Below are 22,846 nucleotides of genomic sequence, written 5' to 3' on the forward strand. Positions count from 1 at the left end.
AGCGGGTATTCTATCCTAGCTTTTCTAAAATTTAGCTGAAATATACCCATTTGTGCTAGAATGGCGATGTTACTAAAATTAGAAAAATAAGGTTTTGTGATGCGTTTGTGGCTACCCTATGCGTTAGCAGTTTTATTTTTACACATTTTGGGGCTGGTGTTGCTGGTTTTGGCGCATAACCCCGTTTTTTACGGCGCGGCTCTCACGGCTTACTTTTTAGGCACAAAGCACGCCTTTGATGCCGACCACATCGCCTGCATCGACAACACCATCCGCAAACTCTCCCAACAAAAGCAAAACCCTATGGGCGTGGGCTTTTACTTCTCTATGGGACACTCTAGCGTGGTGATTGTGATGACGATTGTTACAGCTTTAGCTTTACACTGGGCAAAAGAGCACACGCCCATGCTCGCACAGATCGGCGGGGTGGTGGGGACTTTGGTGTCTGGCCTTTTCTTGCTAGTGGTGGGGATTTTAAACGGCGTGATTCTAATAGATTTATTTAGGGTCTTTAAGCGCACCCGCCACAACGCCCACTACGACCAAGAAGCTTTAGAGCAACTTTTGCAAGAGCGCGGGCTTTTAAACCGCTTTTTTAAACCCCTCTTTGCTTTTATCTCTAAGAGTTGGCACATCTACCCCATTGGGTTGTTGTTTGGGTTAGGCTTTGACACAGCCAGCGAAATCGCCCTACTCGCCCTCTCTAGCAGCGCGATTAAAGTGAGTTTTTTAGGCATGCTCGCCCTGCCTATCTTGTTTGCAGCGGGCATGAGCTTGTTTGACACCTGCGATGGGGTTTTTATGGTGAAGGCTTACGACTGGGCGTTTAAAACCCCCTTGCGTAAGATTTATTACAATATCACCATTACAAGTTTAGGCGTGTTGGTGGCGTTGCTCATCGGGCTGATCGAACTGTTTCAAGTGTTAAGCGAAAAATTGCACTGGGAGTTTAGCGGGGTTTTGGGTTTTATTCAGCATTTGGACTTTGGGGATTTGGGCTTTTACTTGGTGGGCTTGTTTGTGCTGGTGTGGGGGGTGTCCTTTGGCATTTGGCATTTGAGCGGGCTAGAAAAGGCAGCTCAAAACGCCTAGTTTAGGCGCAAGTGGTAGTGCAAGCCATACAGGCTAAAGCTTAAGCCCACCGCTTCTAGAGCTAACTCAGTTTTATAGCGCCCAAATGCGCCTAAAAAGTCCGCCTTTTTCGCGTCTAAATACGCCCTTGCGTGGTTGTCCTCAATGTAGAGCGGTTCGCCCACAAGGGGGTAACCCAACGCGCTTAAGTGCAAGCGGATTTGGTGGGTGCGCCCCGTTAGGGGGGTAACTTTTAAGTGGGTTTGGTCGGCCTTGGGGTCGTAGCTTTGGATTTCTATGGTGGTGGCGCTGAATTTGCCTTGTTTGCCAATTTTGGAGCGCACGCCTAAATCCCCCCTTATACTAGAAGGCTCAACAATTGGCAACACCACGCTAAACGCCCCACTGGCATACGCCCGTAAATCGCCTTGCACTAAGGCGGCATAGGTCTTCACGACCTGCCTAGAGCTAAACAACTCCCTTAAGGGCTTCTCGTGCGCTTTGGTTTGGCTGGTTAAAACAAGCCCGCTGGTTTCATAGTCTAGGCGGTTAATGAGGCGGGCGTGGGGGTTGTTGGCGTAAATGCTTTCATAAAGGCTGTGCGTGGTGTAGTTTTTAGGATGGCTGTAAAGATTTTTGGGCTTAAAATAAAGGGCAAAATAGGGGGTGGTGAAAATGGGGGCAAATTCAGGGCAAGAAGTGGGCTTAAAAAAGAGCAAGCGCACGGGTCCGTTTAAGATTTGCGCCTTTTTAAGCCTTTGACCGCTTAGGGTGGTTAAACGCCCTCGATCGATGTAACTTTGGGCTTGCTTTAAAGAGCAGGCTAGGCTTTGGGCGACAAATTTAGCCGCCTTAATGGGAGCTTTGGGCGTAAAAACCTCGGCGATAAAGGGCATTACATGCAAGCTTGCACGAATGCCTTAAAGAGCGGATTGGGGGCAATGAGCCGTGAAGTGAATTCAGGGTGGTATTGCACGCCCACAAAGAAAGGGTAATCTTTCAGGGCCATTGCCTCGGTCAGATTTTGGCTGTGATCGAAGCTTTGCCCCACGACCTCTAGGCCGTGTTTGGCGTAGTCCTCTAAATAGGCGGGGTTGATGGTGTAGCGGTGGCGGTGGCGCTCATACACTTCTAGGGTGTTGTAGGCTTTGGCGATGAGAGAGTCTTTTTTAAGCGTGATTTTATGTGTGCCAAGGCGCATGCTCGAGCCCTTATGTGTGGTGTGGGCTTGGCTTTCTAATAGGTCGATGACCTTATGCGGGGCGTTTTCATCAAATTCACTCGAGTGCGCCCCTTTTAAGCCCAAAACATGGCGGGCAAATTCCACGACCATGAGTTGCGCGCCTAAGCACACCCCAAAAAAGGGTTTTTTAGATTCCCTAGCGTAGGTGATGGCGCTGATCATGCCCTCAACTCCCCTTGAGCCAAAGCCTCCGGGCACTAAGATGCCATCCATGTCTTGTAAGCGATGCGCCACCCTGGCTTTAAGCTCTGTCTCGCTCTCAGTGCTCTTAAGCTCAAGTTCCTCGCTGTCGATCAAGATAGGGTCGATCTTGACTTTTAAGTGCGCCCCCACGCAGACCATGCTCTCTAAAAAGCTCTTATACGACTCGCTCAAATGCACATACTTACCCACAAAGGCGATTTTTAGGGTTCTTTGGGGGTTTAAAATGTTATGCACCAAATCCGCCCACAACTCTAATTGCCTTTTGTCTAGAGTGGCTTGGATGCCAAAATGTCTAAAGATCGCGTCTAACAAACCCTCTTGCAAATAGTTAGCCGGACAGGCGTAAATGCTGGGCGCGTCTTTGGCTTGGATGACATTTTGCACGGGCACATCGCAACTGCTCGCGATCTTGGCTTTTAAATCTGCCCTCAAGTCTTGGCTACAGCGGGCTAAAATGATATTCGCGCTCACGCCCAAGCGGCGCAATTCAATGATGGAGTGTTGTGTGGGCTTGGTTTTGAGCTCTTGGCTCGTGGCGATGAAGGGCACAAGGGTTACATGGATATTGGCGACTTGTTCAGAGCCCAAAGCGCTTTTTAGCTCTCTGATGGCTTCTAAATAGACCATGCCTTCAATGTCGCCCACCGTGCCGCCCACTTCCACAATTAAAAAGTCCTTGCCCTGTCCTAGCTTTAAAATCCGCTCTTTGATCTCCTCCACGATGTGCGGGATCACTTGGATCGTTTTGCCTAAGTACTGCCCCTGCCTTTCTTTCTCAATCACGCTTAAATAAATCTGCCCGGTGGTGAAGTTGTTTTCTTTGGAAAAGTCTTCATTTAAAAAGCGCTCGTAATGCCCGATGTCTAGGTCTGTTTCGCTCCCATCAGCGGTGACAAAGACCTCGCCATGCTCAAAGGGACTGAGCGTCCCCGGGTCGATGTTGATGTAGGGGTCGATCTTTAACATATCCACTTCAAAATGACACATTTTCAGCAAATGCGCCAAAGAGCTAGAAGCCACGCCCTTGCCTAAGGAACTAAGCACCCCTCCCGTAATAAAAACAAATTTAGTCGTAACAGACATGTTTCATCCTTGATAATCTTTGTGAAATTAGTGCAGGCCGATCACTAAATAGTTATTTTTTTGCTCGACCTTGTATTGGTACTGCCCATCTAGGACAATGAAATAGCGGTAAAAACGATCGTGGGTCTCTATGGAAATGTTATTGACATATTTTTCATGCACCTCTACCTGTTGTCTAAAATCTTTTTCATCTCTGTCGGTGTCGATGACAATCCTATAAGGGTTGATGAGTATAAAAGATCGTTGAATTTTATCTGAAGTGCGTAGGTAAAGCTTGTTTTCGTGTATCCAAAAATCGTAATCTGCGATGCGAAAAATCTTGTCCTCTTGGCCTAGAATCGCCGCTTGTTGAGTCACCTTGATGGGGTAATGCCAATCGATTCGCTGATTGACATCCATGCTTTGGGTGTGTGTGGAAGCGTCCAAATTTTTATAAGTCAGGGTAACTTTTGTCAGCACTCTAGCGGTGCTGGGTAAATTGACATTCACATACCTAAAGTAATCGGGCACTTCATCGCCCAGCCCCATACGCTTTGCATTTTTAGAAGGCTCAAAGGGGTCCTCTCTAGCAATCAAAGCCCCGAGCAATAAAAACACCCACCATTTAGACATTAAAACAGTCCATTTTTTGGAGGCTCTAACCCCTTGAGCTCAAAAAGTTGTTTTTGCAACTTGGCGTTTTCGTATTGCAAGTTTTGCACCCTTTCATACAAAGCGACTTGCCGGTGCTTAAGCTGTAAAAGCACTTCTAGCGAATTATCTCCAAAAAGTAAGCAACCCACATACACCCCTAGGGCCACGATCAGCCCAAAAATGATCACAAGCCCGCGATAAGCATAAAGCCACTGCCACACTTGCCACACTAAATTCCTTAATCCACTTCTTCAGGGGCACTGGGCGTGTTGGGCTCTGCTAAACCGGGGCGCTCACAAAGTTTATTTCTAATTTTCTCCCCGATTTCTTGGGCCAACTCTGCGTCGTTTTTGAGCGCAAGTTTGGCCGCCTCTCTGCCCTGCCCGAGTTTTCTATCTTGGTAGCTAAACCACGCCCCCGCTTTCTCCACAAAGTCTAACTTCACGCCATAATCGATGAGCTCGCCCTCAAAGCTGATTCCACTGCCATACATCACATCAAATTCGGCCTCTTTAAAGGGTGGGGCGACTTTGTTTTTCACCACCTTGACTCGTACCCGATTGCCGATGGGCTGTTCGTTTTGCTTGAGTGTGGCGATGCGCCGAATGTCGATCCGGACACTCGCATAGAATTTTAAGGCATTGCCCCCTGTGGTGGTCTCAGGGCTGCCATAGCCCATTGTCCCGATTTTCATGCGGATTTGGTTGATGAAAATCAAGGTCGTGTTCATCTTATGCAAAATGCCCGTGATTTTACGCAAAGCTTGGCTCATCAAGCGGGCTTGCAAACCGACATGCTGATCGCCCATGTCTCCCTCGATCTCGGCGCGGGGCGTGAGCGCGGCCACTGAATCGACCACAATCACATCCACCGCCCCCGTGCGTGCCAAAGTTTCTAAAATCTCTAGGGCTTCCTCGCCCGTGTCGGGCTGGGAGATGAGTAAATTATCCGTATCCACCCCCAACTTTTTCGCGTATTGCACATCTAAAGCGTGCTCGGCATCGATGAAGGCACACGCCCCCCCGTTTTTTTGCGCCTGCGCCACAACATGCAGGGTCAAAGTCGTTTTACCGCTCGACTCGGGCCCATAAATTTCCACAATCCTCCCTCTAGGCACGCCCCCAATGCCTAAAGCCACATCCAGCCCTAAAGAGCCCGTAGAAATGGCCTCAATGTGTTCGACCTCTCGATCGCCCAAGCGCATTAAAGCCCCCTTGCCAAAGGCTTTATCGATCTGTTTAATGGCAGATTCTATTGCCTTTTGTTTTTGCTCATCCACAAACACCCCTTCTAAAAAATTTCCCCCAAATTCTAACAAAACAATGGCTAAAATCAACTTAGAGAGGGCGTTTTTTTAAACAAAGGTTTATATTTAATGTGGCAAAATTAGGGCAGTTTTTTGTAAAATTTTAGGCAGATATGCGCACTTATTTTAGTCTTGTCTTTGCGTTGTGTTTGTGTGGGTGTTTGCAACCCATGGACGGCCCACAGGCGGAAAAAGTGGATCGGCAAGTGCAATGCGGTTTTGGCTCAAGCGGGTGCTAGTTAAGGATTGATTTGGCAGAGAAAATAGGCGTTAGGAAAGAGGGGGAGATTTATGATTTGCAGAGTTTAGCAACACAAGAGGGCGAGGCGATTTACTTTGGCGACAACGATCCAGCCCTAGAGATCATCCGCCACTCTTGCGCCCATTTGTTGGCGCAAGCGATTAAACAACTCTACCCCGATGCGCAATTTTTTGTGGGCCCTGTGGTACAAGAGGGGTTTTATTACGATTTTAAGACCTCTTCTAAAATCAGCGAAGAGGATTTAGAACGCATTGAAGAGCGCATGCGCGCCATCGCTAAAAATAAGCACCCCATCACCAAAAGTACCATGACCCGTAAAGAAGCTTTGGAGAAGTTTAAAGACGATCCCTTAAAGCACGCCGTCATGTCAAGGATTGCGGGGGATTCTTTTAGCGTGTATTCTCAAGGGGAGTTTGAGGACCTTTGCAGAGGACCGCACCTGCCCCACACAGGGTTGCTCCAGCACTTTAAACTCACCAAATTAGCCGGGGCGTATTTGGGGGGCGATGAGAATGCCGAAATGTTGCAAAGGATTTATGGCATCGCCTTTGCGAGCAAAGAAGCCTTAAAAGAATATTTGTTTCAGTTAGAAGAGGCGAAAAAGAGGGATCATCGCAAATTAGGGCAAGAGTTGGGGCTGTTTTGCTTTAATGAAGACTTGGGGGCGGGCTTGCCTATATGGTTGCCTAACGGCATGCGCTTGCGCCAAAGGATTGAAAATCTGCTTTCTAAAGCCCTTTTAAAATACGGCTACGAGCCTGTGCGCGGGCCTGAGATTTTAAAAAGCTCTTTGTGGCAAACCAGCGGGCATTACCAAAACTACAAAGAAAATATGTACTTCACCACGATTGACGAAGTGGAGTACGGCATCAAGCCCATGAATTGTGTGGGGCACATTAAAGTCTATGAACACGCCCTGCGCTCTTATAAGGATTTGCCCTTGCGTTTTTACGAATACGGCGTGGTGCATCGGCACGAAAAAAGCGGAGTCTTGCACGGGCTTTTAAGGGTGCGCGAATTTACCCAAGACGATGCGCACATTTTTTGCCGTTTTAACCAAATCAAGGCCGAGGTGCTGGCGATTTTAGAATTTACGAAAAAAGTCATGGAGGTCTTTGGTTTTAGCTATGAAATGGAGCTTTCGACCAAGCCAGAAAAACACATTGGGGAGGCGCACATTTGGGAGCAAGCCACCACAGCCCTCAAAGAAGCCCTAGAGGAGCAGAACATCTCCTTTGGCATCGATGCGGGCGGGGGGGCGTTTTATGGGCCCAAGATCGACATTAAGATCACCGATGCGATCAAGCGCAAATGGCAATGCGGGACCGTGCAAGTGGATATGAATTTACCCGAAAGGTTTAACTTGAGCTATGCCAACGAGCAAGACCAAGAGGAAAGACCCGTGATGATCCACAGGGCGATCCTAGGCTCGTTTGAGCGCTTCATTGCGATTTTAACCGAACACTATGGGGGCAATTACCCCTTCTTTATCGCTCCCGTGCAAATCGCTTTAGTGCCCGTGTCATCCGACCAGCTAGAGTACGCCAAAGCCTTACAAACCGACCTAGTAGAAAAGGGCTTTTTTGTGCAATTAGCCGATAAAAACGAAACCTTGAGTAAGCGCATCCGCACTCTTGAGAAACAGAAAATCCCCTTCATTGCGGTGCTAGGACAGCAAGAGGTGGCGCAAAATAGCGTGGCTGTGCGCGATCGCGCTTTGGGGCAACAATACAGCCTAAGCAAAACAGAATTTATACAACAGATGGAGGCAAAAATGCAAGAGGTTAGTTTTTGAGTAAGGATGTGTTGTTAAACGAGGCGATCCACTTTAAAGAAGTGCGCTGTGTGGGCGATGGAGGCGAGCAATTTGGGATCATCTCTTCAAGCGAGGCGTTAAAGATCGCCCACAGCCGGGGGCTAGATTTAGTGCTGATCTCAGCGAGCGCAAAACCCCCCGTGTGTAAAGTCATGGACTATGGCAAGTTTTGCTACCAAAGTGAGAAAAAGCAAAAGGAAGCCAAAAAGAAACAAAAGCAGATTGAGATCAAAGAGATCAAGCTTTCCACGCAGATCGCGCAAAACGACATCAATTATAAGGTCAAGCACGCTAGGGAGTTCATCGAGGCGGGCAAGCATGTGAAATTTAAGGTCGTGCTTAAGGGGCGGGAGAACAACGACCCCAAAGCGGGGCTAGCCGTCTTGCAAAAAGTGGGCGAAATGATGAGCGACATTGCCAACGCCGACAAAGAGCCCAAGACAGAGGGGCGTTTTGTCATGTGGCTGTTTGTCCCCCAAAAGAAATAAATTTTAAGAAAGGAGAACCATGCCGAAGATGAAAACCAACCGTGGAGCGGCCAAACGCTTCAGGGTGAAAAAAAATCTCATCAAGCGGGGCAGTGCTTTTAAAAGCCACATTTTAACCAAAAAAAGCCCGCAAAGAAAAGCGAATTTAAACGCCCCCCACTATGTGCATTCTACAAATTTGCGCTCTGTGGCCGGGCTCTTGTGTCAATAAGCCCTAAGTTTTCCCCCTCAAAGCGTCAGCTAAAGAGGGCAAGTTTAACAACACCTACTAGGTCAAAGAGAAAAGGAAAAGTATGAGAGTCAAAACAGGTGTGGTGCGCCGCCGCCGCCACAAGAAAATTTTAAAGCTTGCCCGTGGATTTTATAGCGGGCGCAGGAAGCACTTTAGAAAAGCTAAAGAGCAAATCGAGCGCAGCTTATGCTACGCCTTTAGAGACCGCAAACAGAAAAAGCGCGAATTTAGAAGCCTTTGGATCGTGCGCATCAACGCCGCTTGTCGCATGCACAACACCAGTTATTCCCGCTTCATGCACGCTTTAAAAAGTGCTGGCATTGAGCTGGATCGCAAAATCCTCGCCGACATGGCGATGAACGATGCCCCTGCCTTTAGCGCTTTGTTTGGACAGGTGAAAGCCCACCTCTAGCAAGCCAAGCAATGGCACTTGTGCCATTGCTATAAAAATTGTTTTTGTAACATTATTTTTTTATCGCTTGTTTCTGTGTTTTTTATGTTTTTTATTAACGCCATTATGCTAGAATAATGGCTCTATAAATCCATTAAAATTGCAAGGAATCTAAATGAAAAGAACGATTGTGGCCATCCCCTTAGCGACAGCCCTACTAGGTGCGGCAGACGAGCCAAAGCCGGTACAAAGCCCGACACCCGAGCCCAGCCAAGCGGTGCAAATGCAAAAGCCCCCCGCACCTGCTTCCACGACACAGAGTCCAGCGCCTGCGCCCAGCCAAGCAACACAAGCGCAAACGCCTCTGCCTAAGCAAGAGGCACAAAAGACCATCCCTGCTAGGGTGCGTGTGGGCACAACTAGACATGGAGAGAGGAACGCCTTTTTTGTGGGCGCAGACTACCAGCTAGGCATGATGACCTCCACTGAGCAGGGTTGTGCGAGCAGTGCGCAGTGTGATGGTAACCGCTTAGAAACGAATAGCAAAATTAGTTGGGGGGACATGGGCACCCACCACTTTAAAGGGGCTTTAAATGCCCAAGAACACGTAACAAATGGGTTTGGCATTGTGGCGGGGTATAAGCACTTCTTTAAAAAGTTGCCCGAGTTTGGGTTGCGTTACTATGGCTTTTTTGACTATGCAGCCTCCAATTACCGCTATTACAGAAATATCAGTAATATTAACGCGTGGGAGGGTACCACCTACAAGCCTACAAATATCTTCGCCTATGGCATCGGCACGGATGTGCTCTTTAACCCCAAAAGGTTTAACAAAGAAAACTTCCACTTTGGCTTTTTTGCCGGTTTAGCCATTGGCGGGTCTTCTTTTGGGCCCATGAATGGCTATTATAAAAGCTTGGTGCAAATTTATGGCGGGCACCTCAGAGTGTCGAGTTTTAATGTCTTTGTCAATGGTGGCATCCGCTTTGGCACCAAACACAATGGCTTTGAAGTGGGGATTAAAATCCCCACCATCGCCACTCACTACTACACTGCTTTAAATGTCCCCACCGGCTACCCCTATCAAGCCACTTTGCAGCGTGATTTTGTGTTCTACTGGCGCTATTTGGTGAGCTTTTAATCTCTTAACCCTTTTGACACAGGGAAGCGTGGCTTCCCTATCAAGCGTTCGGAGAGCGTGCAACACTGGTGTGTGCCTTGGGCTTCAAACCCACAGAGCGTTTAGGTGTCTAGGCGCTGCAAAGTTCGATTCTTTGGCTCTCTTGCCACCATAAAGGTTACACCTATGCGAGAGATTTTTTTATGTTCGATTTCAAATGTCAGCAGTGGGGATTGCCCTGAAGATTGCGCCTACTGCACGCAAAGCGCTCACCATCAGGGCAAAATCCGCCGTTACAAATACAAAAAAACCGAAGAAGTCCTAGAAGAAGCCAAATACCTACACTCTTTAGGGGCTTTGGGCTTTTGTTTAGTCACTTCTGGACGGGGCTTAGACGATCAAAAATGTGAGTACATCGCTAATTTAGCCCAAAGCATTAAAAAGGAAGTGCCCCACTTGCATCTCATCGCTTGTTGTGGGCGTGCGGATGTGCCGTCTTTAAAACACCTCAAAAAGCATGGCATAGACAGCTACAACCACAATTTAGAAACTTCCCAAAACTTCTTTTCTCAAATTTGCACCACCCACACATGGGAAGAACGCTTTGAAACCTGCGAAAACACGCTAAAAGCGGGCTTGCTTTTGTGTTCGGGGGGGATTTTTGGGCTGGGCGAGAGTTTTAATGATCGCATCGATTTATTGCGTACTTTGCAATCTTTAACCCCTGCCACCACACCCATTAACTTTTTCATCCCAAGCCCCTCTTTACCCATTAAAGAAAGCGTGATGGACGCTGAGGAGGCCTTGGAGTGCTTGACTCTTGCCAAAGAGTTTTTGCCCAAAACAAAATTAATGGTCGCTGGGGGCAGAGAGGTGGTTTTTGGCGCGAAGCAAAAAGAGATTTTTGATTGCGGGGTGGATGCGATTGTGCTGGGCGATTACTTAACCACAAAGGGGGACGCGCCCAAGAAAGACTTAGAAATGCTTGCCAATTACGGCTTTACCATCGCCACAAGTTGCGATGGGTAAAAGGCTTTTAGAAGCCTTAGCGCAAATGTGGGAGGGGATTTTAGGTTGTGTCTATGCGTGTAACCACCTTTTAAGCGCACGCCTAAAACGCTGTTTTGAAGAGGTGCCCATTATCTTTTACTACGCCTCTTCCTTGAGCTTTTACACGATTTTATCGCTCTCGCCCATTTTATTGTTCATCGCTCTTGCTTTTGTCGACCCCTTTGCCAAAGCCTTCCCTGTCGAACGATTCTTTTTGCCCGATAGCCCTGACTTCATGAAAATGGCGCGTTCATTATTCAAGTCTTTCACCCAAAATGACCGCGCGCTCGGAGTTGTGGAAATCACCTCCATCGCCATCGCCTTCTTTTTATTCTGTGAAAACTACCGCTACATCGCCTCTAAGATTTTTAACGCCGAACCTAGAGATTACTTCAACTTTAGGGGAAGGCAGATTTTTGTCTTTTGGGGGTTTGGCACGGGCATTGTCTTTATTTTGGTGCTGCCCTTGATTTTATTTTACGACCTAGAGATGCAAAGCCTAGTGCAGGGCTGGTTACTCTCATTGTTGCACTGGCTAGGTGCTTATCTTTTCTTTTATTTACTCTTCATCATCCCCACAAATAAAACCTTTAAACGCCCCATCACCCCCCTCTTTTGGAGCTTTGTTACAAGCATTTGCTGGAGCTTAATGAAATGGGGCTTTGTCTACTATGTCCTGTTTAGCGACACTTACCACGAATTGTACGGCTCGGTGTCGATTCTGTGGTTTTTAATGTCTTATGTTTATATTTCGTGGTTGCTCTTGCTCTTTGGCATGTATGCCTGCACCATCAGCGACTCTTAGCGAGTTTTAGCGACTCGCCTTTACCAAATGGTCTAACACGGCATTGACTAATTTTGGGGCGTTGTCCTCCCCATAGACTTTGGCAAGCTCAATGGCCTCATTGATCACCACCGCAGGTTTGGTTGGGGTGTGTAAAATCTCGTAAGCCCCCAAGCGCAAAATCGCGCGCTCCATGCACCCGATGCGCTTTAAATCCCAGTCCTTTAAAAGCGGTTGCAAGGCGTTATCCAGCACTTCTACGCGCGCCAACACCCCCGCTAAAAGCTCTAGGGCAAAGCGCTGCTGGGCGTTTCTAATTTTCTTTTCTTCTAAGAGCGTGGGGGCGGCATTAAGAATGTCTGTGTTCCCGCTATCAAAGGCATAGAGCAAGCCCGCCACCGCCTCCCTAGCTTGGCTACGAGTCGCCATTAAAACGCGCTGTAAAGACTAAGAAGTTCGATGAGGGTATCCATCGCCGCCGCCCCTTTGTTGCCCGCCTTTGTGCCCGCCCTTTCAAGCGCTTGCTCGATGTTGTCTGTGGTGAGCAGCCCAAAGCTCACGGGCAAGCCATATTTTAAAGTCGTGTTGGCAATGCCCTTAGTCGCCTCTGCACTCACATAATCAAAATGCGGCGTGCTCCCTCTAATCACCGCCCCCAAAACACACACGCCATCGTATTTTTTAGAGCTCAAAAGTTTATCTAGCACAAAGGGCAATTCATATGCTCCGGGCACTTTCACTAAGGTGAGATTCTTTAAATCTCCCCCATGCCGCCTAAAGCAATCTAGTGCACCCTCCACGAGGCGATCGGTGATTAGGTGGTTAAAGCGCGCGGCCAGCACGGCGACCTTTTCGCTCCCTTTTAAGACAAGTTGCCCCTCTAAGACTCGATGCATTCTGATCCTTTATGTGTTGTTTAATGAAGCGTTGATTTCTTGCAAGACCAATAAATCTTGCACCAAAGGCAAGAGCCTTGATATAGGGATCATGTTTGGCCCATCGCTTAGTGCCCCCTCGGGATTGGTGTGCGTCTCCATAAAAAACCCATCCACGCCCACAACCGCACTTGCCTTAGCCAAATAGGGCACAAACACGCGCTCCCCGCCGCTCTTGCCCCCCGCTGCTCCGGGCATTTGCACGCTGTGAGTCGCGTCAAAAATCACGGGAGCAAAGGCGCGCATGATGACTAAAGAGCGCATATCCACGACCAAATTGCCATACCCAAAGCTCACCCCCCGCTCACATAAATAAATCCCGTGTTCTAAACACGCGGGGTAAGTGGGCTTTTCGTATTTGCTTTTGGCGCGGGTATTCAAGGCTTTTAGGGCGCTGAACTGCATGTCCCTTGGGTGCATGAATTGCCCTTTTTTGATGTTGATCGCGCTTTTGGTCTTGGCGGCCGCCACGATCAAATCTGTTTGGCGGCACAAAAAGGCGGGGATTTGCAAGACATCGGCAACCTCAGCCACCGCCCCCGCCTGCGCGCTCTCATGGATGTCGGTTAAGATTTTATAGCCAAACTTAGTTTTAATGCCCTCTAGCATCTCTAAGCCCTTTTGTAGCCCGGGCCCTCTGTAACTTTCTAGGCTCGTGCGGTTTGCCTTGTCAAAGCTAGCCTTAAAATAAAAATCCACTTTGGGGTCTAGGGCGATGGGGCGCAACTTTAAGGCGATCTCTTCTAAGACTTCCGCGCTCTCGATCACGCATGGACCAGCGATCAAAACACTCTTTCGCAAATACAATCCTTGTTTGGAGTGTGTTATAATAGCGTTTTGTCTTAATATTTGGCTGAAGGGGCGTTATGCAATTGTGTTTGGCCTTGGATTTAGACTCCAAACAAGCGTGTTTAAACTTGCTTGAAAGCTTAAAGGGCTTGAAGTTGCTCGTTAAAGTGGGTTTGAGGGCGTTTGTGCGCCAAGGCCCTAGCTTTGTCCAAGAAATCCAAAACATGGGTTTTAGGGTTTTCTTAGATTTAAAATTGCACGACATTCCCAACACGATGGCGACCGCTGTTTTAGAGTGCGCCCATTTGGGCGTGGAGTTGCTGACCTTGCATGCTAGTAGCGGCGCACCCGCCCTTTTAGCGGTGATGGAGCAAATACAAGGCTTAAAACAGCGCCCCAAAATCTTAGGCGTTACCCTGCTTACAAGCCTAGATGAAGCCCAAAGCCAAAGCCTGTATAACGCTCCCTTGCAAAAACACGCTTTGCATTTAGCCAAGTTGTGCTTTAACAGCGGGCTAGATGGCGTGGTTTGCTCGGTTTTTGAAAGTCTAGCCATTAAACAAGCCACCAACTCCAGCTTTTTGACCCTCACCCCGGGCATACGCCCCAACTTGCAAGAGGCGCACGATCAAAAGCGCGTGGGCTCCCTGCAAGATGCTAAGAATGCAAAAGCGGATTTTATAGTGGTGGGCCGCCCCATTTACAACCACAAAGACCCTAGAGAAATGGCCATCCAAATTTTAGAAAGTCTAGAACATGCAAATTTTTAAAACCCCGGCGGATTTAAAAGCCCTGCCCGCGCAAAACATTGGTTTTGTCCCCACAATGGGGGCACTGCACGCCGGGCATTTAAGCCTCATCAAGCGGGCAAAGGCGGAAAATGATTTTATCCTCGTGTCTATCTTTGTCAATCCCACGCAATTTGGACCCCAAGAAGACTTTAACCAATACCCCCGCCCTTTAGAAGAAGATTTAAAGCTGTGCGCCAAGGCGGGCGTGCATGCCGTTTTCACCCCCCAAGTAGAAACCCTCTACCCCTTTAAAGAGGCCATCACCCTAACCCCGCCTAAGGATTTGCTAGGGTTTGAAGCCAATTTGCGCCCCGGACATTTTAGCGGGGTGTTGCAAGTGGTCTTAAAACTCTTTAACTTAGTGCGCCCAAAAAGGGCCTACTTCGGACAAAAGGACGCACAACAGCTCTTGATGATACAGCGCATGGCAGATGATTTATTCTTGCCCGTTGAGGTGGTCGCTTGCCCCACTTTGCGCGATTTTGACGGCTTGGCTTTAAGCTCGCGCAATGTCTATTTAAGCCCAAAGCAACGCCAACAAGCGTTGAAAATCCCACAAGCCCTACAAGCCATGCAAGAGGCTTACAAGGCGGGCACAAGAGAGAGCACCAAACTTCTAGCGCTGGGGCAAGAAATTTTAAAGGGGCTTGAAGTGCAATACTTAAGCCTTTGTAACCGCCAACTTGAGCCTTTAGAGCAAGTCGTGCCCGATCAGAGTCTGATCTTAGTGGCGGTGAAGGTGGGCATTACAAGGCTTTTAGACAATTTATGGCTTTAAGTTAGACAACGCCGGCGAGCTCTTGATGAGCGTTTAACATTGTGTGGGTATTAGAAGCGAGAGTGCCGTCAAACAGCCCAAACACTTTACAAAGCAAGCAGAGCAAACCAAGCTCAAAGACATGCAAGAAGTGTAGATGTGGCCTTTTATAAACCCCAAGACCCTGAAATTTTAGTGAAACACTACAAAGAGAGCAAGGCGTTTCAAGCTCGGTTTCGCTCGCTCCAGCAGTCTAAAGCAGTAACGCAAAATTGGGGGCTTGATGCTACAAGGGCTGTATATGGACAATGTGCAGCAACGCACGCACAGAATCGCCTTGGACATTAGACGCGATCTCAACCAACAATTTTACCTTTATGTCTTGATCGTCTTGAGCTTTTTGTTGGTGGTGGTGGTTGTGCCCCCATATTACCTATTCTATCGCAAGATCACAGGGGGCATTTGGACACTCAACAAGGGGCTTAAAGACTTTTTTTCTTCGCAAATCACAAAAACCAAAAGGCCCCAGAAGCGATCGATCTGCGCTCCAAAGACGAGCTGGGAGAGATGGCACGCGCACGGGAGATTTCGCAAAATATCTAAGCCCAAGCGATCAACCCCAAACTCCAGCACTTGGGGGCTAATTTCAACGACTTTTCCCATTTTTAAATTCCATTTTCCGCAACATTCCAACACCATTGAAATCTATTTGCGCAATGACTTTAGAGCCCATATGGACACCTTCCAGTTTTAGGGCGGTTTTTACAACTGGCCAATAACATCAACACTTGGCAAAAGAGCATCGTAGGCTCGCTTCAGCATTCCCTAGATGTCGCCCACGCCCTACATCAAGAGACCAACACCCTGTGAAGAAACCGCTTCTAGCCTGCAAGATGTCTCTAAACAGCGCAAATTGGCCTGTTGGCCCTAAACGCCGCCATTGAAGCGGCCAGAGCGGGTGAGCACGGACGGGGCTTTGCGGTCGTGGCCGATGAAGTGAGAAAATTGGCCGAGCGCACCCAAAAGTCTTTGAGCGAGATTGAAAGCAACATCAATGTGTTGCTCCAAAGCATTGCCGACAACTCAACAGCCATTAAAGCCCAAGCCTCTGCGGTGCTAGACATCAATAAAGCGATGGGGGAATTTGATGCAAGCTTGACACACAACTTGGCGCGCCTGCATAGGCGATTAAAACTTGAGATTGTGGGTTTTAAAAAAGCGATCGATCAAACCAAAACGTGTTTTAAAAATTTGCCCCCAAATAGAGCGCGCTTGAGAGCAAAAGCCCCTTTAAAGTTGGCTTTCTAACTGCACGATGCGATTCCAAGTGGTGATGATGGAATCGGGATTGAGCGAGAGCGAGCTGATGCCCTCTTGGACTAAAAACTCGGCCACCTCAATGTAATCGCTGGGGGCTTGCCCGCAAATCCCGCAATACTTGCCATGCCTTTTGCACGCCTCAATCGCCCGTCTAAACATTTCTAACATCGCCGGGTTGCGCTCATCAAAAACATGGCTGACCAACTGCCCATCCCTATCTACGCCCAAGGTGAGCTGGGTCAAATCATTAGAGCCAATAGAAAAGCCATCAAAAAGGTTTAAAAACTCATCGGCCAAGATCACATTGATGGGCAATTCACACATGACATACAGCTCGAGCCCGTTTTTTCCCGACTCGAGCCCGTTTTTGCGTAAAATCTCTAAGACCTTTTTGGCCTCTTCAATGGTGCGCAAAAAGGGGATCATGATTTTCATGTTGCTTAGACCCATCTGCTCTCTGACCATAGACAACGCCTCACACTCCCAGCTAAAAGCCTCTTTATACAAATCAGAGTAATACCGACTAGCCCCTCTAAAGCCGAGCATCGGGTTTTCCTCGTGTGGCTCATACGTGCTGCCGCCGAGCATCCTTGCATATTCGTTAGATTTAAAATCGCTCGTGCGCACAATCACGGGTTTGGGGTAAAAGGCGGCACAAATCATGCCCATCCCCTCGGCGATTTTTTTGACAAAAAAATCTTTGGGGCTTTCATAGCCCGCAATCAACGCTTCCACTCTGTCTTTGTTTTCTATGGGTTTGTTGTGTTGCATATCCACTAGGGCCAGCGGATGGACCTTGATTTGATTTAACATGATGAGCTCCATGCGCGCCAGCCCCACGCCATGATTAGGCAGTTGCGCGAACTTAAAGGCCTTTTCAGGGTTGCCTATGTTTAAATAAATCCTTGTCTTGGGCTCTTGCAAGTTGTCTAGCGCGATGCGCTCCACTTCAAAAGGGTGCGCCCCGGCATAAATGTAGCCCACTTCCCCCTCAGCGCAAGAGATGGTGATCTCCATGCCGGTGTAGAGCAACTCTGTGGCCCCTAGTGCGCCCACAATGGTGGGTACGCCAATTTCTCGTGCGACAATAGCGGCGTGGCAGGTGCGCCCCCCCCGATTAGTTACAACCGCGCTCGCTTTTTTCATGATGGGCTCCCAATCGGGATCGGTGTTGTCGGTTACGAGGATTTCGCCCTCTTTAAAGATGTTCATGTGATCCAAGCTGTTGATCACGCGCACTTTACCCACGCCAATTTTGCTGCCTATGGCGCGGCCTGTCAGCAAGACCTCCCGCCCTTCGGGGTGTTTAAAGCGGTGCTTTTCATACACCCGAGCACTCTGTTTGAGGCTTTGGCTTTGCACGGTTTCAGGGCGCGCCTGCACAACAAAAATCTCCCCACTATCCCCATCTTTAGCCCATTCGATGTCCATAGGGCGGTACTGCCCGGCCTCTTGGCTGTAATGCTCTTCAATCAGCACAGCGCAACGCGCAAGGCTTAGTAAATCGGTGTCGGTTAAAGAAAAGCTGTTTTGCTCTTTAGGGGTGGTGGGCACGCTCTTGGTGGGGCTTTCGCTCCCCCGACTGGCATACACGATTTTTTTTGTTTTATCGCCCAATTGGCGTTTAATGATGGGATATTTGCCCTGCAAAAGTGTGGGTTTGAAAACATAAAACTCGTCGGGATTAACCAGCCCCCCCACCACGCTTTCTCCCAAACCCCAGCTTGAAGTGATGAAAACCGCATCTTTAAAGCCCGTTTCAGTGTCGATGGAAAACATCACCCCTGCGCTGCCTTTATCGGCCCGCACCATTTTTTGCACCCCCACACTCAAAGCGACTTTTAAATGATCAAAGCCCCTAGAAGCCCTGTAACTGATCGCCCGATCGGTAAAGAGCGAAGCCAAACAAGCCTTGATGTAGTGGATGAGCTCGGTTTTGCCCTTGACATTTAAATAAGTGTCTTGTTGTCCGGCAAAGGAAGCATCGGGTAAATCCTCAGCCGTGGCTGAAGAGCGCACCGCCACATCGGCTTCGCGCATGTGGTATTCATCGCTCAGTATTTTATAGGCTTGTAGGATTTCATCGCGCAAATCGGCCGGAAAGGGCGTGCCAAAGATGAGTTCTCTAATCTGCTTGGAGCGCATTTTGAGTACATCTAATTCGGTGGCATCCACCCCCTCCAAGAGACTAATAATCTGTTCTTTAATGCCCCCCTGTTCTAAGAGATACCAATACGCTTCGCTGGTGATCGCAAAGCCATTGGGCACTTTAATCCCACTGGGTACAAGCTCTTGAAACATTTCCCCGATGCTGGCGTTCTTGCCCCCCACTAAAGACACATCTTTATTGTTTAACTCTTTGTAAAACCGAATGTAGCGCACACTTTCCCTTTGCTTCAATCTCAAAAAGGCTCTATTATAGCATGGACATGTTAAGGCTTTTAAAAAGGCCTATTTTTTGCTACAATGCCCCGTTATGAATACGCACAGAGCACACACGCACGCATGGCTTGCCCTTAGGGCATCTGCTGGGAGCGGAAAGACCTTTGCTCTCACCCTGCGCTACATTGCCCTGCTCTTTGAAGGGGCCAAGCCGGCACACATTTTAACCTTGACTTTCACCAAGAAAGCCGCCGCTGAAATGCGCGAGCGCATCCACAAAACCCTAGCTTGTATCAGTGTGGCTGCTCGAGACTACAAACAAGACCCCACTCACCAGCCCGACTCAAAAACCCAAGAGTTTTTAGATGTCCTACAAAAAGATTACAACCTGTCCCTAGAGCGCCTAGCGCTCTTAGACGCACCTGCCATTTACGCCCATTTTTTACAAGAAAACCCGCCCATCACCACCATCGATGCTTTTTTCCAAAAGGTGCTTAGAAAATTTAGCTACTTTGTGGGCGTGGGCGCGCAATTTAGCGTGGGCGAGTGTCCTTTAGACGAGCAAATCAACGCCTTTTTAAACCGCCTAAGCCCTGAAGACATGCACAGACTCAGGCGCTTTTGTTTTTTACTGCTCGCGCACAGTGGCAGTTTTAGCGCCGCGCACGCGCTTAAAAACTTTTTGGATCTGTATTACAGCGGGCTGTGTTTTAATTCCCCCAAACCCCCAAGCACAGACTTAAAGCAACTAGAGCAAGAGATTTTTGAGGAATACAGGGCTATAAAAATCCCCCGCCAAAGGGAGATCAGAACCTTTAAAGATGTTTTGGAAGTTTTAAAAAATGTGGGGGCACAAAAGGCCATCAGTGCAAACCCGGCCCTTAAAGCCAAAATTGTAGAGTACTTCAACGCGAAAGAAGCGGCTATTTTTAACGAATTTGCGTACTTTTTAAAGCTCTACCAAGAACGTAGCCACGACCCTAACCGACTCAATTTCCCCGCAATCACGCTTAAAGTGCATCACCTACTTAGGGAAAATGTCATCGACAAGGACTTTTTTTATTTCCGCCTAGATGGGCAAATCGAGCACATTTTGATCGATGAATTCCAAGACACCAACGATTTACAATTTGGCATTTTAGAGCCCTTGATTGAGGAGATCAAAGCGGGAGTGGGGCAGAAGTGGGGAGAGCGCAGTGTGTTTTTTGTGGGCGACTCTAAGCAGAGCATCTACGGCTTTAGAGGGAGCAAAAGCGCGCTGTTTGAGAGTGTTTGTGCCAAGATTTCTAGCCAATCTTTAGAACACAATTACCGCAGCATGGGGGTGGTGCTTGGCTTTGTGAATGCCACCTTTGCGCCCAAAATCGCTGGCTATGTGGTGCAAAAATTGCCCGAACAACGCCAAGATTTAGCCAACAAGGGTTATGTGTGCGTGCAGAGTGTGGGCGTGGGTGCATATAAAGACAGCGCGCAAAAGGAAGAAGCCCTTTTAAACGCCACCTTGCAAGCCGTCCAAAAGCTTTTAGACAGCGGGGTGTCCTCTCGAGACATCACCATTTTGTGCTTTAAGAATGACGATGTCAATGATTTAAAAGAGTTTTTAACCCCCCATTTAAAGGGCGAACAGATCGTGAGCGCCGCAGATTTAAGCTTGTTGGCGCAAAAAGAGGTCAAGGCCCTACGCCACGCCCTGCTCTACGCCCTAAGCCCGGCCGAGCAACAAAGCTACCATTTAGCCCATGTGGCTAAGTTGTGTGGCCTGCCTTTAAACAAGCCGCCCAAGTTGCCCCCTTTAAACCCCCACTTGAGCGCACACATTCTAAATCTCATGCAAATTTTAGAGCTTTATAGTCCGAGTGCGTGCCATTTTTTAGAACGATCGTTGGAGTTTAACAACCCCCAAGAGTTCTTAGATTTTTTAGAGCAAGAAAACCTTCAAATTGCCCAAAGCGAGACGGTGGGTCTAAAAATCATGACGATTCACAAATCTAAGGGCATGGAGTTTGGGCATGCCATTTTAATGGACCGCCTAAGCACCAAATCCCCTCCAAACACGCAAAAACTTCTGCAAAATGAGCAAGAGGTGTTTTACAAACAAAAAAATAGAGAATATTTTGATCAAGGCTATCAAGCTGCCCTAGAAGCGCATAAACAAGCCCAAGAGCAAGAACACACCAATGTCTTGTATGTGGCTTGTACCCGCGCTAAAGAGAGTCTCATCATTTTGCAAAAAGACACAGAGAGCGCGCTCGCCTCCTTTGAGTGTCAAGAGCTGGGGCGATTGCCTCAACGCGCGCCTAAAGAAGCTATGACGGCACTTGCCAACCAAAGCCCCGCTTTGCTTGGCAACCAAAAGGCCTTTGGCGCACAGATCGATAAAATCTCGGATTTCAACACAGAGGAGAAGGGCAACCGCCCCGCCCGCTTGTTTGGGAGTGCTTTACACAAGGCTTTGGAGTTGTTTTATGGCTACAAAGTGGATTTAGTGGCCATCAGAGATTATTTAAACCACCATTACAGCTTTGAAAATGTCTCAACCAAGGCCCTTTTAAAACGCCTAGAGATTTTAGAGCAAGAGTCGTCTTTTCAAAGCTTGCTAAGGGGGCGGATTGCTACGGAAGTGTCTTTTAAATCGAGTCACCAATTAAGCAAAGATTTTTTACGCATGGACATGGTCGTTTTTAACAACCAAGGTTTGACGATCCTAGATTACAAGAGCGGGCAGGGCAATGAAGCAGCCCACCGAGCCCAAGTGAGGGGGTATTTACAAAAGGTGCGCGCGCTCTATCCACAGCAAAACGCTCAAGCTTTTCTGATTTATACCCTCAAAACGCATGTTGAGGTGCAACCGATCAAAGGATAACCATGTCCGAATTTATTAAAAAGAACATTTTTGTAGATTTTGTCAAAAGCGAATCCTTTGGAGGGATTTTCTTATTTGTGAGCGCTGTGTGGGCGATGATTTACGCCAACTCGTTTCTAGCTCCCTACTACTTTGAGTTGTGGCACACAAGACTAGGGATTGTCTTTGGCAAAACTTTTATGGGCTTTTCGGTGCATCACTGGATCGATGATGTGTTGATGGCCTTTTTCTTTTTGCTCGTGGGCTTGGAGATCAAAAGGGAGGTGATGTATGGGGAGCTGTGCGGTTTTCAAAAAGCGGCTTTCCCTGTCATTGCGGCCTTGGGCGGAATGCTAGCCCCCGGGATCATTTACTATAGTTTAAATGCCGGTACCAACAGCGCACATGGCTTTGGAATCCCTATGGCGACAGACATTGCTTTTGCTTTGGGGGTGATTTTATTACTGGGTAAGCGCGTGCCGCCTGCGCTCAAAGTTTTTTTGGTAACTTTGGCCGTGGCCGATGATTTGGGCGCGATCGTGGTGATCGCCATTTTTTACACTTCAAATTTAAAATTGGTGTGGCTAGTAGGCTCGGGGCTGATCTTTTTGGCCTTGTTGGTGCTAAACCGCTTGGGCGTGAAAAGTTTGTGGCCCTATTTACTCTTAGGCGTGGGGTTGTGGTTTACCACGCTCAATAGCGGTATCCACGCCACCATCGCCGCCGTGGCTTTGGCTTTTACAATCCCCATTAAAATTTCCCAACCCTCTAAAGTTTTGCAAGCTTTCTTAAGGGCGCTGGAGCATTTTAAAGGCTGCTTTAAAAACCCTGCCACAAAACCTTTAGAACAAGACCAAAGGGACGCTCTTTACAACCTACAAAACGCCACCATGTCGCTGCAAAGCCCTTTAGAGCGCTTAGAGCACATTTTGCACCCCTATGGGGCTTACTTCATCATGCCCTTGTTTGCACTAGCCAATGCGGGGGTGCAAATTGGCAAGGATTTAGATTTTCATGTGGATGAGATTTTATGGGGCGTGATCTTGGGGCTTGTGGTGGGCAAGCCCATAGGGATTTTAGGCATCACATTTTTAAGCGAAAAATTACACATTGCCAAGCGCCCTGATGGGGTGAGCTGGGGGCAAATCCTAGGGGCGGGCATGCTCGCAGGCATTGGCTTTACCATGTCCATGTTCATCTCCAACATTGCCTTTAACAGCACGGACGCGATGGAAGTGTCTAAAATCGCCATTTTACTAGGTTCTATCACCTCTGGAATCATCGGCACTCTGTACTTATTGGCTTTAGGGGCATTCCAAAAAGCCAAAAATTAGGAAAAATCGTTAT

Annotated in this window: 22 protein-coding genes, 1 tRNA gene and 1 pseudogene; 14 read left to right on the forward strand and 10 right to left on the reverse strand. The window is 48.2% G+C overall.

The window, feature by feature from the left end; translation table 11 throughout:
- The first annotated feature begins 99 nt into the window (after positions 1-99).
- Positions 100-1,092: a HoxN/HupN/NixA family nickel/cobalt transporter gene (locus tag HAL07_RS01050; RefSeq protein ID WP_053944805.1), complete on the forward strand. Its 993-nt coding sequence runs from the start codon at positions 100-102 to the stop codon at positions 1,090-1,092.
- Here HAL07_RS01050 and HAL07_RS01055 read toward each other — a convergent pair.
- From HAL07_RS01055 to recA, 5 genes are read right to left on the reverse strand one after another with little or no spacing between them, the layout of a single operon-like run.
- Positions 1,089-1,967 (reverse strand): pseudouridine synthase family protein, encoded by an 879-nt coding sequence (locus HAL07_RS01055; RefSeq protein WP_053944806.1) that lies wholly within the window; start codon positions 1,965-1,967, stop codon positions 1,089-1,091. The two genes, HAL07_RS01050 and HAL07_RS01055, sit on opposite strands and share 4 nt — an antisense overlap.
- The gene (pyrG, locus tag HAL07_RS01060) at positions 1,967-3,601 is read right to left on the reverse strand and encodes a CTP synthase (protein WP_053941047.1); all 1,635 of its coding nucleotides are present in this window, start codon (positions 3,599-3,601) and stop codon (positions 1,967-1,969) included. The genes HAL07_RS01055 and pyrG overlap by 1 nt, the downstream gene beginning before the upstream one ends.
- Before the next feature lie 27 nt (positions 3,602-3,628).
- Complete coding sequence (locus HAL07_RS01065; RefSeq protein ID WP_053941046.1) at positions 3,629-4,213, reverse strand: AMIN domain-containing protein; 585 nt, start codon at positions 4,211-4,213, stop codon at positions 3,629-3,631.
- Positions 4,213-4,464, reverse strand: a complete 252-nt coding sequence (locus HAL07_RS01070; RefSeq protein WP_082346370.1) for a hypothetical protein — start codon at positions 4,462-4,464, stop codon at positions 4,213-4,215. The genes HAL07_RS01065 and HAL07_RS01070 overlap by 1 nt, the downstream gene beginning before the upstream one ends.
- 8 nt (positions 4,465-4,472) lie before the next feature.
- Complete coding sequence (gene recA / locus HAL07_RS01075) at positions 4,473-5,519, reverse strand: recombinase RecA (protein ID WP_053945025.1); 1,047 nt, start codon at positions 5,517-5,519, stop codon at positions 4,473-4,475.
- A 272-nt stretch (positions 5,520-5,791) separates the two neighbouring features.
- Here recA and thrS point away from each other — a divergent pair, with 272 nt between their 5' ends.
- The 8 genes from thrS to HAL07_RS01110 all read left to right on the forward strand — a co-directional run bounded on the left by thrS (position 5,792) and on the right by HAL07_RS01110 (position 11,704).
- The gene (gene thrS, locus HAL07_RS01080; RefSeq protein ID WP_053944807.1) at positions 5,792-7,597 is read left to right on the forward strand and encodes a threonine--tRNA ligase; all 1,806 of its coding nucleotides are present in this window, start codon (positions 5,792-5,794) and stop codon (positions 7,595-7,597) included.
- Positions 7,594-8,106 carry a translation initiation factor IF-3 gene (gene infC, locus HAL07_RS01085; RefSeq protein ID WP_053941044.1) on the forward strand — a complete coding sequence of 171 codons (513 nt, stop codon included), beginning with the start codon at positions 7,594-7,596 and terminating at the stop codon, positions 8,104-8,106. Before thrS ends, infC begins: the two co-directional genes overlap by 4 nt.
- Positions 8,107-8,125: 19 nt before the next feature.
- Positions 8,126-8,317, forward strand: coding sequence for a 50S ribosomal protein L35 (rpmI, locus tag HAL07_RS01090; RefSeq protein ID WP_053941043.1), 192 nt, complete (start codon positions 8,126-8,128; stop codon positions 8,315-8,317).
- A gap of 82 nt (positions 8,318-8,399) precedes the next feature.
- A complete protein-coding gene (gene rplT, locus HAL07_RS01095) occupies positions 8,400-8,750 on the forward strand; it encodes a 50S ribosomal protein L20 (protein WP_053941042.1) in 351 nt (116 codons plus the stop codon).
- A gap of 262 nt (positions 8,751-9,012) precedes the next feature.
- On the forward strand, positions 9,013-9,870 hold the full coding sequence (locus HAL07_RS01100) for an outer membrane protein (RefSeq protein ID WP_370695954.1): 858 nt from the start codon (positions 9,013-9,015) through the stop codon (positions 9,868-9,870).
- Positions 9,871-9,921: 51 nt separating this feature from the next.
- A tRNA-Sec gene (locus HAL07_RS07870) sits at positions 9,922-10,018 on the forward strand.
- Between the two features lie 17 nt (positions 10,019-10,035).
- Complete coding sequence (locus tag HAL07_RS01105; protein WP_053944808.1) at positions 10,036-10,878, forward strand: biotin synthase; 843 nt, start codon at positions 10,036-10,038, stop codon at positions 10,876-10,878.
- Complete coding sequence (locus HAL07_RS01110) at positions 10,871-11,704, forward strand: YihY family inner membrane protein (RefSeq protein ID WP_082355773.1); 834 nt, start codon at positions 10,871-10,873, stop codon at positions 11,702-11,704. The genes HAL07_RS01105 and HAL07_RS01110 overlap by 8 nt, the downstream gene beginning before the upstream one ends.
- Positions 11,705-11,710: 6 nt before the next feature.
- On the opposite strand, the gene nusB is transcribed toward HAL07_RS01110, so the two are convergent.
- The 3 genes from nusB to kdsA are packed head-to-tail and all read right to left on the reverse strand — an operon-like array spanning position 11,711 to position 13,419.
- Positions 11,711-12,112: a transcription antitermination factor NusB gene (gene nusB / locus HAL07_RS01115; RefSeq protein ID WP_053944809.1), complete on the reverse strand. Its 402-nt coding sequence runs from the start codon at positions 12,110-12,112 to the stop codon at positions 11,711-11,713.
- Positions 12,112-12,579 carry a 6,7-dimethyl-8-ribityllumazine synthase gene (gene ribH, locus HAL07_RS01120; protein WP_053941038.1) on the reverse strand — a complete coding sequence of 156 codons (468 nt, stop codon included), beginning with the start codon at positions 12,577-12,579 and terminating at the stop codon, positions 12,112-12,114. Before ribH ends, nusB begins: the two co-directional genes overlap by 1 nt.
- 9 nt (positions 12,580-12,588) lie before the next feature.
- Positions 12,589-13,419 carry a 3-deoxy-8-phosphooctulonate synthase gene (kdsA, locus tag HAL07_RS01125; RefSeq protein WP_053944810.1) on the reverse strand — a complete coding sequence of 277 codons (831 nt, stop codon included), beginning with the start codon at positions 13,417-13,419 and terminating at the stop codon, positions 12,589-12,591.
- Positions 13,420-13,484: 65 nt separating this feature from the next.
- Between kdsA and pyrF the strand changes: the two genes are divergently transcribed.
- Positions 13,485-14,177 (forward strand): orotidine-5'-phosphate decarboxylase, encoded by a 693-nt coding sequence (pyrF, locus tag HAL07_RS01130; RefSeq protein WP_053941036.1) that lies wholly within the window; start codon positions 13,485-13,487, stop codon positions 14,175-14,177.
- Positions 14,164-14,976 carry a pantoate--beta-alanine ligase gene (gene panC / locus HAL07_RS01135; protein WP_053941035.1) on the forward strand — a complete coding sequence of 271 codons (813 nt, stop codon included), beginning with the start codon at positions 14,164-14,166 and terminating at the stop codon, positions 14,974-14,976. The genes pyrF and panC overlap by 14 nt, the downstream gene beginning before the upstream one ends.
- Before the next feature lie 417 nt (positions 14,977-15,393).
- On the opposite strand, the gene HAL07_RS07875 is transcribed toward panC, so the two are convergent.
- Positions 15,394-15,618 carry a hypothetical protein gene (locus HAL07_RS07875; RefSeq protein WP_156295910.1) on the reverse strand — a complete coding sequence of 75 codons (225 nt, stop codon included), beginning with the start codon at positions 15,616-15,618 and terminating at the stop codon, positions 15,394-15,396.
- A gap of 246 nt (positions 15,619-15,864) precedes the next feature.
- On the opposite strand from HAL07_RS07875, the pseudogene HAL07_RS08260 reads away from it, so the two are divergent.
- Positions 15,865-16,263, forward strand: a pseudogene (locus tag HAL07_RS08260) (methyl-accepting chemotaxis protein); the annotation flags it as partial.
- On the opposite strand, the gene ppsA reads toward HAL07_RS08260, so the two are convergent.
- Positions 16,246-18,657 (reverse strand): pyruvate, water dikinase, encoded by a 2,412-nt coding sequence (gene ppsA, locus HAL07_RS01150; RefSeq protein ID WP_053944813.1) that lies wholly within the window; start codon positions 18,655-18,657, stop codon positions 16,246-16,248. The pseudogene HAL07_RS08260 and the gene ppsA sit on opposite strands and share 18 nt — an antisense overlap.
- 94 nt (positions 18,658-18,751) lie before the next feature.
- On the opposite strand from ppsA, the gene HAL07_RS01155 reads away from it, so the two are divergent.
- Both HAL07_RS01155 and nhaA read left to right on the forward strand, forming a co-directional pair.
- On the forward strand, positions 18,752-21,520 hold the full coding sequence (locus HAL07_RS01155; RefSeq protein ID WP_053944814.1) for a UvrD-helicase domain-containing protein: 2,769 nt from the start codon (positions 18,752-18,754) through the stop codon (positions 21,518-21,520).
- 2 nt (positions 21,521-21,522) lie between these two features.
- Positions 21,523-22,833: a sodium/proton antiporter NhaA gene (nhaA, locus tag HAL07_RS01160; RefSeq protein WP_053944815.1), complete on the forward strand. Its 1,311-nt coding sequence runs from the start codon at positions 21,523-21,525 to the stop codon at positions 22,831-22,833.
- Positions 22,834-22,846: the final 13 nt, after the last annotated feature.

The sequence above is a fragment of the Helicobacter ailurogastricus genome (assembly GCF_001282945.1).
Lineage (GTDB): Bacteria > Campylobacterota > Campylobacteria > Campylobacterales > Helicobacteraceae > Helicobacter > Helicobacter ailurogastricus.